The 14956-nt window shown below is 55.4% G+C and carries 10 protein-coding genes and 1 pseudogene; 6 read left to right on the forward strand and 5 right to left on the reverse strand.

The window, feature by feature from the left end; all coding sequences use genetic code 11:
• Window positions 1–117: pseudogene (locus CLV88_RS19830) on the forward strand (electron transfer flavoprotein subunit alpha/FixB family protein); the annotation flags it as partial.
• Window positions 114–533 (forward strand): GlcG/HbpS family heme-binding protein, encoded by a 420-nt coding sequence (locus tag CLV88_RS19835; protein ID WP_106610151.1) that lies wholly within the window; start codon window positions 114–116, stop codon window positions 531–533. The pseudogene CLV88_RS19830 and the gene CLV88_RS19835, both read left to right, overlap by 4 nt.
• Here CLV88_RS19835 and CLV88_RS19840 read toward each other — a convergent pair.
• The 3 genes from CLV88_RS19840 to CLV88_RS23195 all read right to left on the reverse strand — a co-directional run bounded on the left by CLV88_RS19840 (window position 530) and on the right by CLV88_RS23195 (window position 3710).
• On the reverse strand, window positions 530–2164 hold the full coding sequence (locus CLV88_RS19840) for a GMC family oxidoreductase (protein ID WP_106610152.1): 1635 nt from the start codon (window positions 2162–2164) through the stop codon (window positions 530–532). The genes CLV88_RS19835 and CLV88_RS19840 overlap by 4 nt on opposite strands.
• Before the next feature lie 43 nt (window positions 2165–2207).
• Entirely contained in the window at window positions 2208–2519 is a 312-nt protein-coding gene (locus tag CLV88_RS19845) for a Dabb family protein (RefSeq protein WP_106610153.1), read from the reverse strand.
• Window positions 2520–3323: 804 nt separating this feature from the next.
• The gene (locus CLV88_RS23195; protein ID WP_243403743.1) at window positions 3324–3710 is read right to left on the reverse strand and encodes an XRE family transcriptional regulator; all 387 of its coding nucleotides are present in this window, start codon (window positions 3708–3710) and stop codon (window positions 3324–3326) included.
• Window positions 3711–3834: 124 nt separating this feature from the next.
• On the opposite strand from CLV88_RS23195, the gene CLV88_RS19855 reads away from it, so the two are divergent.
• The 4 genes from CLV88_RS19855 to CLV88_RS19870 all read left to right on the forward strand — a co-directional run bounded on the left by CLV88_RS19855 (window position 3835) and on the right by CLV88_RS19870 (window position 10974).
• Window positions 3835–5376 carry a recombinase family protein gene (locus CLV88_RS19855; protein ID WP_279338367.1) on the forward strand — a complete coding sequence of 514 codons (1542 nt, stop codon included), beginning with the start codon at window positions 3835–3837 and terminating at the stop codon, window positions 5374–5376.
• The gene (locus CLV88_RS19860) at window positions 5376–6266 is read left to right on the forward strand and encodes a plasmid partitioning protein RepB C-terminal domain-containing protein (RefSeq protein WP_106610155.1); all 891 of its coding nucleotides are present in this window, start codon (window positions 5376–5378) and stop codon (window positions 6264–6266) included. Before CLV88_RS19855 ends, CLV88_RS19860 begins: the two co-directional genes overlap by 1 nt.
• Window positions 6266–7165, forward strand: a complete 900-nt coding sequence (locus CLV88_RS19865) for a plasmid partitioning protein RepB C-terminal domain-containing protein (protein ID WP_106610156.1) — start codon at window positions 6266–6268, stop codon at window positions 7163–7165. The genes CLV88_RS19860 and CLV88_RS19865 overlap by 1 nt, the downstream gene beginning before the upstream one ends.
• A gap of 320 nt (window positions 7166–7485) precedes the next feature.
• On the forward strand, window positions 7486–10974 hold the full coding sequence (locus CLV88_RS19870) for a phospholipase D family protein (RefSeq protein ID WP_106610157.1): 3489 nt from the start codon (window positions 7486–7488) through the stop codon (window positions 10972–10974).
• A 716-nt stretch (window positions 10975–11690) separates the two neighbouring features.
• Here the strand turns inward: CLV88_RS19870 and CLV88_RS19885 are convergent.
• Window positions 11691–12374 carry a hypothetical protein gene (locus CLV88_RS19885; protein ID WP_106610160.1) on the reverse strand — a complete coding sequence of 228 codons (684 nt, stop codon included), beginning with the start codon at window positions 12372–12374 and terminating at the stop codon, window positions 11691–11693.
• A 367-nt stretch (window positions 12375–12741) separates the two neighbouring features.
• Window positions 12742–14817 carry a DUF1998 domain-containing protein gene (locus CLV88_RS19890; RefSeq protein ID WP_165798952.1) on the reverse strand — a complete coding sequence of 692 codons (2076 nt, stop codon included), beginning with the start codon at window positions 14815–14817 and terminating at the stop codon, window positions 12742–12744.
• Window positions 14818–14956: the final 139 nt, after the last annotated feature.

Below are 14956 nucleotides of genomic sequence, written 5' to 3' on the forward strand. Positions count from 1 at the left end.
GTGATCGTCGCCATCAACAAGGACGAAGAGGCCCCCATCTTCCAGGTCGCAGACTTCGGTCTCGTCGAAGACCTCTTCAAAGCCGTGCCTGAACTCATTGAAAAGATTCCATCATGAGCATCAGCCACTCCCGCCCCACCCTGACCTATGCCGCCGCCAGTCAAATGGTGGCCACAGCCATCGCGCACGCATCTGCAAATGGGTGGAGTATCTCGGTGGCGGTTCTGGACAACTCCGGGCAGGTACTCGCCTCTGGCCGTATGGACAATGTGCCTGCGCAAATTCTCGATTTTGCCAGCGACAAAGCCTACACGGCGATGCTCGGCAAAACCAGCCTCGCCTTTGGCGAACGCATGGCCGAGTTAAAGTCACTGGAAATGGGTGTGCCCAATCGCGCCCGCCTGATCACATGGGAAGGCGGCGTGCCGGTTATGGAAAATGACACCCAGATCGGTGCAATTGGTGTCTCGGGCGCCGCCGGTCACGAAGATGCAGCCTGTGCAAACGCGGCCATCGCTGCGATCGGGCTTTAACTATAGGCCCGTTCAGGCAGCTCAGCTTTTGGCAATGGATCAAGGCCGCGGATCATATCGGCGGCCTTTTCTGCGATCATAATAGTTGGTGCGTTGGTATTGGACGAATTAATTACGGGCATGATCGAGCTGTCACACACGCGCAGACCCTCAATCCCGCGCAACCGCAGCTCAGGATCAACTACGGCCATGTCATCCAACCCCATCTTGCAGGTGCCCACAGGATGGTGATCCGTCTTTGCCATCGTGCAGGCATAGTCAAACAACGCGTCTCGCGTCTTCACGTCCTTACCGGGTAATGCTTCGGCCTTGACGTATGGTTTCAACGCCGGCTGCGCCAAAATTTCCCGCGCTATCTCAAGCCCGCGCAACGACATCTCCAGATCATATGGATCAGCCCAATAATTCGGATCAATCAACGGAGCATCTTCTGGATTAGCCGACGCCAGCGTAACAGAACCGCGCGACCGGGGCCGCAAGAACGCTGAATTCAGCGTGATCCCGGCGTTCTCCAACGCCACGATACCGGATTCGATCCCTGATCCCTGCCCCAGATGAAATTGAATGTCCGGAGAGGACGCGTCTGCGTCGGCATAGGAAAATCCACCAGTTTCGAACAAAGACGACGACACTGGGCCTGTTTTGAACAACATGTATTGCAACCCAGCCAGCACTGTGCGGTCCAGCCGTTGTACCCCGTCATAGCTATGCGGCCCCGTACACTCGGCTAGCGCACAAATATCCACGTGATCCTGAAGGTTCTGCCCCACTCCGGGCAGATCATGCACAACATCGACACCCGCGTCGCTCAGATGCTGAGCTGGGCCAATCCCCGACAAAAGCAATAACCGTGCCGAACCAATGCCACCAGATGTCACGATTACCTCTCGCCGGGCCCGATACAGCATTCCGGCGCTACCTTCATGTAGTTCGACACCCACCGCACGCGCTTTCTCCACAACCACACGCCTTGTCCGGACTCCGGTTTTCAGCGTCAAGTTTGCGCGATCCATCGCTGGGCGCAAAAATGCGGTCGCGGTCGAAGATCGTCGGACATCCCGCTGTGTCAGCTGATAAAACCCCACGCCCTCTTGGGATGCGCCGTTAAAGTCAGGGTTGTACGGCAATCCATACTCCTGCCCTGCACGTATGAAGGCATCACACACCGGAAGCGCGCCGCGCGGCATCGACACGCCCAATGGGCCTTCTGTCCCATGATACGCATCACCTATCCGCTCGTTCCCCTCGGATCGCGAAAAATACGGCAGTACTTCGGAATAGCTCCAACCTTTGCACTGTTCCTGCCCGGCCCAGTTGTCATAATCCAGCGCATTGCCACGCGTGTAAATTTGCGCGTTTATAGACGAGCCTCCGCCAATAACTTTGGCCTGTGTAAACCACAGCGCCCGTCCCTTCATGTGTTTTTGCGGAACTGTTGACCAACCCCAACTGGCAATGCCCTTTGTCATTTTTGCAAAGCCCGCAGGCCAGTGAAACAATCGGTTTCGATCGCGACCACCCGCCTCCAGTATCAGCACGGTCACATCAGGATCTTCGGACAGCCGATTGGCTAGCACACATCCCGCAGACCCTGCCCCGACGATGATGTAGTCAAACTCTGTCTGCGCCATGCTTCGCCTCCCCGCTCAACACTACTTAGTGTAGTCTGACCAGTTAGGTCGCCCAATAATCCAACACTGTTACTGTCTCGACATATTGGCCCACCCAATCTGCAAACGCAGCGTGATCAGGGTGCGGCAGATACGCGTCGCGCGCAGCTTCAGTCGCGAAATCGAGCAAAAAGCAATGGCTCAAGCCGTTGTTCAACCCTTCCGGAGAGTTGTTCACACCCCATTCCAGCGCCTCAATTCCGGGAACCAAACCTTTCAACGCCACAAACCGCTCGACAATCTCTTGAACCACACCTTCGCTGACACCGTCTTTAAACCCCAACATAACCACGTGGCGCAAAACTGTCTTGGTCATCCCTCGTCCCCTCAATTTGGCGACGCACAGTCGCGCATTCATGCCAGAAAAGCCCACTGGAGCAACCCAACAAGTAACCAATTGGTTATTTGCTCATATTCCGTTTGTCAAGCATCAAGCCAATCCTCATGCATCATGGTTTTTCAAGTGTGGTTAAGCGAACCCTTCGACCATATAAAAAGCGCATCGGCCTGGACCAGATTGCCTTCACGCCTAGTTACACAACTTGGTGTTTGGGCATGAGGCGAACCCACCTAACCGTTGCTTTAGAAAACCGGCTTAAACCCGGTGACAGACTGTTCTTATGGCAGTTTTCATGACCACAGATATCGCGCCCGGCTTGATGCCCTTCAACGCTCACGCCTCATCGCTGTGACCGACCCCAAAAGACACAGTTACCGTTTGCAACGCTCTCTATGGTCATTTGGAACAATAACTATCAAAGGGCCATTTTCGACCAAATGCCCTACGCCCTACGCGTTTTCCCTATCTAATCATCAATTGAAGGCAAGGATAAAGGCGCGGCTCCTTGTCACCATGCGCGGTTACGGTGCGTCTTATTATGTGAGTATCAGACAGATACGCGTTCAGAACCGGCAAAATGCATCGCGAATTAAGGTGAATGGCGGTGCTGGGAGACCAATGCGAACCAGTCTCTACTAAAATGGCGGCACGCGAGAGCACCCGGCGAACTCCGGGCGATTTCCTAACTTTCTGAATTTTCTCGGTTTTGATCGAGTGAAGCGACTTCGAACTGAACGTCGCTCTACTCATGAGTGCCCCGCACCTGGTGCGAAACGCCGCCTACTCGTTTTCACCAACCCCTGCCTCGGAAGTTCCGAGAAGGCCGTCCAAGACCTGAAGCAACTGAAGAAGGGTCTGGCGGGTTTCGTGAAGTCCCGCCCCCATCCTCAACTCACCTCGCCCGGCCAGCGAGAGCACGGCTGCCAAAACCTCGTTCGAATTCCGCATGAGCTCGACCAGGTGTTCTCCAGCCGGACCGTGGGAGCCCGCAAGCCAGTTCTTGGCCGTTCGCTCCGAGACCCCCGTCCAGCGCATCACGATCTTGATCGCCCGATGAGATCCGCCCAGCTCCCCCTTCAACGCCGCCGCAATTGCCATTTGGTATTTTAATCGATCGACCTTCCATTCGTCGTCATCTGGAAAAGTCTTGCCCATCTTAGGAAACATTTTTCCGAACCTCCGCGTCTATGCTTCGGCCCTATGGAATCACAGGCATTCCTACCGATTTGGCAAAGGCGAAAAATGAAGGGCTCGGCACTTGAGCTGGAGGGACGGACATGACCAGAGCGCAATGGCTCCAAAGGGAGCGCCGCCTCGGCGCGCCGCTCAATACGTCCGCATGTCGACAGAGCACCAACGCTATTCGACCGAGAACCAGTCGGACGCGATCGCACATTACGCAGAACAACGCGGTATCGAGATCGTCCGTACCTATTCGGATGAAGGAAAGAGCGGTCTGAGGATCGAGGGTCGTGACGGGCTCAAGCAGCTCATCGACGATATTCAATCCGGTCGCGCAGACTACGAGGCCGTGCTGGTGTACGACATCAGCCGCTGGGGCCGGTTTCAGGATGCGGACGAGAGCGCCTATTACGAATACATCTGCAAACGCGCCGGTATCTCCGTCATCTACTGCGCCGAGCAGTTCGAAAACGACGGCAGCCCGGTCTCAACGATCGTCAAAGGCGTCAAACGCGCCATGGCTGGAGAGTACAGCCGCGAACTTTCGCAGAAAGTCTTCACGGGCCAATGCCGCCTGATCGAACTCGGCTATCGCCAAGGCGGTCCGCCCGGCTTCGGCCTGCGGCGCATGCTGATCGACGAGCATGGGGGCGCGAAAGGCATCCTGGAGCGTGGCGAGCACAAGAGCATTCAGACGGATCGCGTCACCCTTGTACCGGGACCCGCGGAAGAGATCGCTGTCGTCCAAGAGATCTTCCACACCTTCGTCAAAGATCGCAAATCCGAAACCGAAATTGCCGAGGCTCTGAATGCCCGCGGCATTCTAACGGACCTCGACCGCGCTTGGACACGCGGGACCGTGCATCAAATCCTGATCAACGAGAAATACATCGGCAACAATGTCTGGAACCGGAGTTCCTTCAAACTGAAGAAGCGGCGTGTCCAAAACGATCCCGAGATCTGGGTTCGAGCCGAGGGCGCTTTCGAGGGGATCGTCGATCCTGATCTCTTTGCCGCCGCAAACGCCATCATCAACGCGCGATCGAGCAAACTCACTGACGATGAAATGCTCGAGGGTCTGAAGGAGGTGTTCGAGGCCGAGGGTTTTCTGTCTGGTCTCGTTATCGATGAAGCCGAAGCGTTGCCATCGAGCAGCGCGTACCGATCACGGTTTGGCAGCCTGCTACGCGCCTACCAACTCGTCGGGTTTAAGCCAGATCGGGACTACAGATACATTAAGATCAATCGACGCTTGCGCGAGCTCCATCCGGATATTGTCGCTGAGACGATTGCCGGCATCGAAGCTTCAGGCGGCAAAGTAGAACGGCATCCCCGAACTGACCTGCTCACCATCAATGGTGAATTCACCGCGTCTCTCGTCATCGTCCGTTGTAACGAAACCAACGCCGGTTCTCTCCGGTGGAACATCCGCTTTGACATGAGTCTCAAACCCGACATCACGATTGCTGTTCGAATGGATCGGCCAAACCAACGGCCGCTTGACTACTACCTGCTCCCAAGCCTCGACATGACCCTCCCCCGCATCCGCCTGGCCGAGCACAACGGTTTGTCGCTCGATGCGTATCGCTTCGAGACGCTCGACCCCTTGTTCGACATGGCGGTCCATGTCCCAGTATCGGAGGTGGCCTGATGCCAGACCCGCAATCGCAAACCGCTGAATTGATCCCGATGGTTCGCATCACCGTGGTGAACCCGCGCGTGAGGAACCGAAAGGCATTTCGGGAGATCGTCGACAACATTTCTGAGCTCGGTCTGAAACGGCCAATCACCGTCGCAGCACGAAACGGCGAAGATGGTTTGCGTTATGATCTCGTTTGTGGACAGGGACGCCTCGAGGCCTTCGAGGAGCTCGGCCAAACGGAAATCCCTGCGATCGTCATCGACGCCAGCAGCGAAGATTGCCTGATGATGAGCCTCGTAGAAAACCTGGCACGCCGTCAGCATCGGGCTCTCGACCTTCTGCGCGATATCAAAGGGTTGAAGGAACGCGGCTACTCTGGCCCAGAAATCGCGCGCAAAACCCAGCTTTCTCTCAAGTATGTCCGCGGTGTCCTTCGGCTCCTCGAGAGCGGCGAGCACAGACTGCTCAGAGCCGTTGAAAGCGGAAAGCTTCCGGTCAGCGTTGCCGTCGATATCGCTGAAGCAAAAGATACCGAAGTGCAGGACGTTCTGCGGCAGGCTTATGAGAACAACCAACTGCGCGGCGGTCGACTGATGGCTGCAAAGCGCCTGGTCGAGGCACGTCAGCAATACGGTAAAGGACAACCAACCGCGGATCGGACGAAGAGACGTACGCTGTCCGTGGATAGCTTGATCCGGACCTACCAAAACGACGTCGAGAAGAAACAAGTTCTTCTGCGTAAGGCTACCGCGACCCGCAACGAGCTTATGTTCATCACAGAAGCCCTGCGCAAACTCCTGAATGACGAAAACTTTGTCACGCTTCTCAGGGCCGAAGGGTTGGCGACGATCCCCAAGCACCTCTCTGACCGCCTGGCCGCTCGACCGGGAGACCTCTGATGACGCGATCCGGACGCTCTAAACCGATCAACATGGCGTTTGAAAAAGAGCTCATTCAACTGCCGCTCGAAAAAATCTGCCCGATCTATGCGTTACGGAAAGAAACCAAGGATACGGTGAAATACCGCCAGGTCGTCGCCTCCATCAAAGAAGTCGGGCTTGTCGAGCCCCTGGTCGTCGTACGCGACCAATCCGATCCCGAGAAATACATGCTGCTCGATGGACACGTGCGCCTCGCAATACTGAGCGACCTCGGCGACAAGGACGCCCCTTGTCAGGTTTCGACTGACGACGAGGCCTTCACCTACAACAAACGCATCAGCCGCCTCGCCACCATTCAGGAACACAAGATGATCTTGAAGGCGCTCGAACGCGGCGTTCCCGAAGAACGGCTGGCGCGGGCGCTCAATGTGAACGTCAAATCTTTGCAGGACAAAAAGCGACTTCTGGATGGGATCTGCCCGGAGGCAGCTGAGCTTCTCAAGGACAAGCAGGTCGCGCTGACCGGATTCCAAATTCTCAAGAAAATGAAGCCGATGCGCCAGATCGAAGCCGCGGAGCTGATGGTGACGATGAACAAGTACACCGTTAACTACGCCCGCTCACTTTTTGCGGCGACTCCGGCGAGCCAACTAAAAGACCCCAAGAAGCCCAATGCGGTAAAGGGGATCTCACGTCAGCAGCTTGAAATGATGGAGCGCGAGTCCGCGAACCTGGAGCGAGAGTTACGCCTGGTCGAGGACACCTATGGCAGTGATCACCTTGATCTGGTTCTCGCGCGTGGCTACGTCTCCAAGCTCATCACTAATGCACGCGTCACACGGTATCTCGAAATGTACCATTCCGAGTTTCTGCCTGAGTTTGAAAAGATCACTGAGACGGAGGCCCTCGCCTCCTGATCGAGGCAGTTCGGTCAATTTCGGCTGAACTGCATAAGGGGACCCGGACCCATTGAAGCGCGGGGACCGCAGGAGACGCCGCACGGTGGGGCGGATCAAGTGCGGCGGTGGGGATGGCGGCGATCCCGCGCGGGGCCCACCAAGCCAAGATTATCCACTTGGTAACACATGCGAGAATTACTTCGCGCCTGAGCCGGAGCGATTAACCTAACGGAAAGACGCTTCGGCTCATCAGTCTTTGCGTTCTTATACGAATTGTTCCGAATTCAATGGGTTGGAGGAATCATTTGAACCGCTAAACTGCTCTTGAGGTGACCGGAATGGCGCGCGAGCGAGCAGACAGTTTCATATCAAGGTTCTTGTTTCGTGGTTCCAAGGAACGCGAGCAAGAGGCTGTGGGCGCCGATCTTGAGCCTGCGTCCGAAAGCGCCGCCGAGCATGAACTGGTCTGGGCGACGAACGGTGAGCAATCCGTCCAAAAGCTCGTTGAGCGCACTCTGAATGGATCGCACGCTCTCGTCGTGACCGGATACCAGGACTTTTTGTCCGCGATGTCCATCATTCTTCGCGTTCGGCCAAGCATTGTAACCGAGCCCCCTGAAACGATCAGGATCATATTTGGAACGAATACCGACAATCAAAGCCGCATGGACGGTGATGGGCGTGAGCTGTCGGTAGAGGCCCGTGACTATTTCCTCGAAACGCGCGGGTTTTCGCTACGCTCACTCGACGAGTTGCGGGCTGTCCTCGCTTACGATGCGATCGCATCCGGAGCTATCTCGCTTCGTATCTTTGATGGTGACTTAGCTCGAGAACGGTTCGGTCGCACCCACGCAATGCTTCACGCGAAGCTCTTCATCAGTGACACAGGCGCGCTCGCAGGCAGCGCCAACTTTTCGGTCGGCGGCCTTAGACGCAATCTTGAGTACATCGACGAACTTCAAGCGTTTCCTGACCTTGCCGCAACGCGACGACAGGCTGCTGAAGACTTTTGGACGTTAGGCACCGATTGGACCGCACAGGCTCTTGAGATCCTGCGTGCCCTTCTGCGACCTGTAAGCGCCGAAGAAGCACTCGCCCGAACAGTTCACGAAATGACTTCGTTTGCACCGTGGCGCGTCGGTGGTGACGGCGCCGCCGGGCGTCCGCCGCTGCCGTTCCAGACAGATCTCGTCTACGAGGCCGCAGGTACAGCCTACGAGCACGGGTTTGCATTTGTGGAAGCTCCGACAGGTGCAGGTAAGACAGACATCGGCAAGCACTTGGCGACAGTTTTGCCAACGATGCATTCCAGTGTTGTGCATCGACACGGTAACGAACGACCCGATCAAACGCGCAATGGTGCGCTCGGCATCATTCCGGCAAGCGTTCTCAGCAATTGGACCAAGATCAAGCCTTCCAATCTTGATCTCATTAAGCATAGCCAATTATCCCAAAAGAAAGGCGATCAAGCCGAAGAGCTGGCTGAGATCAATCGAGGCGCCCGGTCATCAGCGTCTATGATTGTGGACGAGAGCCATCGATTGAACTCCCGCTATCTCGCCCCGTCGAGACGTTCCCTCGTCTTCGAGCAAAGCCCTGCGATCTGGACGTCGTGCCTGTCAGCGACACTGATGGGAAACCAGGGCTTGGACGGATTGCTCGCCTTCCATGAACGACGTGCGTCGATATATGTACCCCCCGAAATCACCGCCAGGATCGACGACAACCTCAAACGGGGACGCGAGAGAGCACTAGAGTTGAACGCACTCCGCGCTCTCAAGCAGAACTTCGAGGATCGTCAGCGGTCTGGCATGGAAGACATGTTCCTGTCCGAAGCAGACCTCGCGCAACCAATTAAGGAAGCCGAAGAACGTCTTGCGGGCAAACAGCTCGATCCGCGCGAAATCCAGGCCGACATGGCAGACGCACTGGCGCCATATGTCATTAGACGTCAGCGCCACTGCGTCGGAGAATCTAAGAAACGTGGACCAGGTATCTATGCGTACCCTGAGATCGAAAGCATCAGGATCGACGCCGAACTCACGCCCAAGCAATCTGCCATCTTAGACGAAATCAGAAAACTGGCTGAGAGCATCTCGACGGGCACAACTCTTGTATCTGCCGACCCGAAACGAGCGGGCCACACAGAAGTCCGCTTCCATGACAAGGCGCGAATCCACATTCGGAATTTTCTGGCGATCTTGAGGTCGTCAATCACCTTCGCAAGGGAAGATTGGGAACGTAGGCGGGCCTTAGATACAGATGCGCGCGGCCGCACGTCGATTGGCGAGAGCCTTAGACGCTCAGAACGTGAAAGCCGTGGTGGGAAGACCGAAATAATCACTATCACACCGAAGAGCGGCGAGCTTCCTCTCGACAAACGAACGACGACGCCGATTTGTGACCGCATTGGTGAGTTGCTGCAAAGCCCGGAACTTGATGCAATCGATGAGCAGCGCGCCGAATATATGGCAGAGATGCTCGACCTGCATCGGCAAGTGATTTTCCTGTCTGAGCGAATTGGCGTTCTGGAGGTCTATGCACGCCTTCTGTCTTCCCGGAAGGGCCCAAAACCCGATGTGATCCTTGTGGCTGCCAATCATAAACTGGGACCTGGTACCGGCATTACCGTTGCTCGAAATGGTGCAGAAGCCCAAGAATACCTGGCTCTCGACGGCAAGAAGGCGTCCGACGACCACCGCCGAGCCATGTTCATGACCTTTCAAATGGCGGAAGGCATCAACCTCCAACGCGCACGTGCCCTAGGCATCGTCGGCGTGACCTCGGACATCAAGAGCATGCTTCAGGGACTGGGGAGGATCGACCGTATCGACAGCCCACATTCCAAGATCACCTACACCACCTTCGATCTTCCCGGGCTCGTCCTGTCGTCTGACAAAAAAGGCCGTGATCGTATCGAGTCTATCGCTCTGCTTTCGGGGGTCGGTGCGTCAGATCTTGCTGACGAGTATTTGGAATTCTCTGCCGGCGATCTGACAGACCTGATCCTGGAGCAGCACAAGAAACCGCGGCCGCTTCGCCGAAACAACCTCTATGATCTGGTTGAAGACATGCGGCGCAAGCTGCCAGACCATCTCCTCAATTCTATGGAGCGCATCAAGCCCCAAAGCCTTTGGGGCGCTGAGCTGTGTCTTCTCGCTGGCAAGTCACCGATGACCATCATTGCGCTTGGTGGGCGGGCACCATCGCTGGTCGAGGCATCCTATTTGCCTCCCCGGCTGTTGGGCGTCCGCGAGACAGGCGATCGACATGAAATCATCCGAGATCAGCCAGAAGTGACGCGGCTGCTGCGCGAGGCCTATGGCGAGACCGTTAAGGCCGGAAAACACCAGGACAGACCGACAGAAGCCGAGCTGAGTTCTGTGATCGAGGGCCTCCAGCCGACTTTGGAAGGTCTGGCACACTGGGATATTCGTCCCGAGCGCACGGTTTCACTCTTAGAGTCTTTGGATAGGTTTCTCGCGTCGGGCCCCTCCAAGAACCAAGGTTACAATCGGTTTGGGCATCTGACGCTCCCATCTTTGGAGAAACTGGCAGAGGCCTGGGCCCAAGAGCTCGATCCCCACTGGATTGAAGCCAAGAAGGACGTTAGCCAACGCAGCGAAAAAGAAAGAGAGATCCCGGATTATCTGGGGATCGATGCGATTTACGGTTTCTTTGAGCAGCAGCCATCAAAGACTCTCTCAGAAGTGCGTGCTCGAATGGAAGAGTTGTTCGGCGCGGCGGAACAAGCGTCAAGAAACGCAAACACGCAGATCTTGGATAGGGTCGCTGTGATATTTCAGACAAAATCAGCGTCTAAGTAACGAGAGCGATGATGTTGACAGGCATCATTGTCACGGGCTCATGGCAAATGTGCGTTTACTCATTTGTCTGCCGTCTTGCTCATTTTGATCTTCACGATCTTCCCAAGCCTAGTGCAAATGAAGTCTACCCGAAGGCCAGATCCAGTGCTCTTGTCCAAGTCGATCACGAAAGAGGGGGCATCAAAGAAATCATCTAACGAAGGCCGCCTCTCTTGAGCGTGGTGTTCTTGATGAATGCGGTTCTGCGCTTGTTGGTTTCGTGCCGCCTTAAGACAAATTTGAAGTGTGTGTCCGTTTCTTCAAAATCGTCGAGATCGTATAGCGCCAGCTGCGAACCGTCACGGGCACGGAATGCAAAAATATTTCCTCGAGGGATTTCCTTTTTCGGTCGGCCTACCTTGCCGCTGTTGTCTGTACATGGGTGTTTCGGCCAAGGCCAACCAAGGTCATCGAAGAATACACGACCACCGCTCGGGGATTGGTAGAAATACACGGTGTCGCCGCAAACTGGACAAGTCGCATTCGGAACGACGTAGGACTTAATCGATCGGAACGGTCCGCGTTCCGACGATTTGGTCTCCCGGTAGCCTCTACACCGCCCTCCATTAATGTGAATTGGGGTTGGGCGGCCGTCGACGCATCGAAATACGATTGGCTCGCCGCAAACATTACAGGATGGCAAAAGTGCTTCTCACTCCATTTGTCTAATTGGTTAATCACTTAGCAAAGCGAACAAGGTCAACCAACCTAACGTCAGGCTGCGGTACAAACTGAGTGGGAACCGGATGGCTAACTCTAATGATCGCCTCGGGGCCAACGGGCAACGTGACTGTGAAGGCGCTTCTAAAGATAGTACCGTGTCGCCCGGCCAATACCAGTTCATTTTTGTGATGTGCTTCAATCACTTCCGGGTCATGAATCGCAAGATTACACATGGCAATTCGGAAAGATTGGTCTTCCGTGGACCATGCCCGATCCGCGTACCGCTGCACTGCTTTCCCGAAACTGCGTTCAAGTACCGGGCGGGCACGCTCCGGATCGCCACCCTGGAACACTGAATACAGGAAATCCTTTCCATCAACAGCTGCGGCCGATTTATCAGCCTCGAACTCTATGAGTATTGGTGTGTTGTGGTCAGAGCTCCGGTTATGCCGACAAGCGTAGTAAATAGCGCCGGACTCATCTCCGCACCCGCAGACTGCGGCTACGGCTCCAGAACCGGAGCGGGTGTCTTCTATCGATAGATCGTGCTTATCAAAAAGATTGGCCAGGTCGCCAGGATGCTCATGTTCCATGTGCCACCATCCCTGTCCATTGGTTAAACCGTTCTGACAAATATTGGTAACCGTGTGTTCTGCCTTTTTGGCCGGAACCGCAATCCCGCGAAAGAAGCGCATCATGAGTCCTTTTTAATGCCAAGATTTCCAGCAAGTGACCTAAGCTCGCCGATCTATCTTTAAGTAAGGCCCGTGGAATGTTGGCCTGCTCCAACTAGGACCAATCGGAACCTGACTCCACTATTAAGGCATACGCCCTTGTTCCGCCGCCTTGATCCTTCTCTGAAAGACTCTCCGCGTTTCATCAATTTTTTTCATCTGTCGCTAAACCGTCTTCCGCCACCTTAAGCAGATCCCGCCGAACGTGTTCCGTGGTATTCCATCCGTTTCGCAGACGCTCAGATTTCCAACGCTCCGCAATCGCGCTTGCGGCTTTCTCCAAATACTCAGAGCGAAAGAAGTCTGGTGCCTGATTCAGCAGAATCTCTCACTACACAACACTTGCTGCACTCCTGAAAATTACAGTTCCATTTTGACCTTCTCGGATTGTCACATTTGCAGACAAATTCAACAGAGAGACAGCTTGCTCCGAAGGTCGGCCATCGAATCTGTGTCTTGGTTTGCCAACAACCTGCCAAGCGCCAAAGCCTTGGTCAAAATTGATGATTAGTTCTCGTTCGTCCTCAAGCGAAATCACCATTTGTCTTTCATGGGGCAGTTCTCTCTTTGGCTTCATTCTGACCGTCGCGCCCGGGAAAATCTCGGATATAACATCTGACCTAACAGCATCGTCAGGGAAAGCATCGAAGACAGAGTAGGCATTTCTGGCGCTTGGTCCCACGTGAGAAGACTCTATCGATACTTTGACGCTCTTTCCTCTTGCCCCGGGTATGGCACGAAAGACTTCCGCGAATAACCTCAAAGCGAGAGGCGTCAGCAAATAGCGATCTCGGTACGTAATGGATTTAACTCCCGAGCTTTGCATCTTCGCGAAAGTGAGAACATCACTTTGCCTCAAGAGCTGCCAAAAGCCCGATCCAAACTCGGCCACGGGGCCATCTAGCTTAGATTTGATCTCGACGACTTTAGCGTTGCCGCTCATTTGTTGAAGAAGCGATGAAGTGGAAAGGGATTGCGAGTCAGCAATTTGGGGCGCCGGGCCCTTCAAGCAGGGCGATGTCTCTCCCAATCCCCAATTCTCACCTGGGATCGACGCAAGACTATCCGTGGCGGCGATCGCGATCTCTTCATTCGAGCTTGAAATACAGGCTATGATCGGCGTGCCGCCAATCATTGGCAGGGTTTGCAAGTGCATGACGTCTGCGAAAGTCGAAAAGCGATGGAGGCAAAGCGCCTGGTTGAGATCGAAACCCCCGCCCAACAATGCTTTCGATTGCAGAACAATGCGCGGCCTAATCCCGTCTTGAGATACCCGGACGAGCACCTGTTGAAGGGGCCAAACATCCAGATCCCAGGCTTCGTTTTTGACATCACTGTGCAGGAATACCGTAAGATCGGAGAGTTTCCTCGACCGTCTTTGTCGTTCAATCCAGTCTGCAACTGGAAGTCCCACAACCGAAGTCTGAGGTCCGAATACCCGCAACTCATCGGGTAACCTGAATTTCTTCATAAGGCTCCGCATGACCTCGAGGCCGGCTCTCCTGTCGAGCTTGTCGCCGATGAAATTGATATCGGGCCGCAAGACACAGGCGGGACAGCCATTGTCGCAGTCTGCCGAGCAATCGAGAATTATTGCCGCCTGTAGAAGGACATCGGAAAGCCAGTCAGCCTCCGCTAGTCTCGACGAGAGACCAGCTCCACCGGCCGCGCGGTCGAATATGACCGCTGTTGCACGGGGATCATCTGACGGGCCGCGCGTGCGCGAACAGGCGACGCCGATCTCTCTAGATTCGGTGCCTAGTTTTCGGGCCAGCGCCTCTCGAAGTGCCGCGGCAACAGCGAGCGCCTCCCCCGACTTCGCACCTCGCGAAAGTTGCAGTTCAAACACGTCGGTCGCTGCATCATGAATAAACCTGACATTGCGCTGAACTCGCCCTGCCGCCGGATCGCCGCCCGGGCATCTTCCGCCCTGCAGGTCGGCATCCTGGACAGGCGCCAGAGGTTTGTGACCCTTCATTGCGGTCGGCCAGGGATTACCCTCTTCTTCACCGGTTTCAGATTCTGCGCGTCCGCATGCAAGGCAGACAGCGTATCCAAACCCGTCCAGCCCTGCTCCGAGGGTCAAAAGCCTGCCCGACGAATTGACGCGAATACGTCCGGCATCAGGATCTGGGAGCGAAACCCATGGTTCGCCCGAGGCCGAGACTTTCGGCATCTCAGACGGCACGAACCCGAGACCTTCGTAGCCAGTATGCGGGCGTTGACGGCCGATGAATCCCGATGGGCGAAGACTGCGAAACCAGTTCAGATTTGACGCTCCGCATTCCGGGCAGGCATCAGGAAAGCTGGTCTTGGACAAGCCGAATTCATTGCAGGTCGCACAGTGCCAATGAATGCCCAAATCTTCGATGCCCGACGCGTCGGTGGAGCTTTGCCAAGCCGGCAAGATGCCCTCTGACTTATGCACCAGACCATTGATGACAACTTCTGCGCCCGGGGCATATTCGCGGATCGCAATATCGAGCGTTCTACTTGCACTGTCAACGGCGGATTAAAAACCTGCCAGTGTGGCGGAGTAAAAGCCG

Source organism: Shimia abyssi, assembly GCF_003014475.1.
Taxonomy (GTDB): domain Bacteria; phylum Pseudomonadota; class Alphaproteobacteria; order Rhodobacterales; family Rhodobacteraceae; genus Shimia; species Shimia abyssi.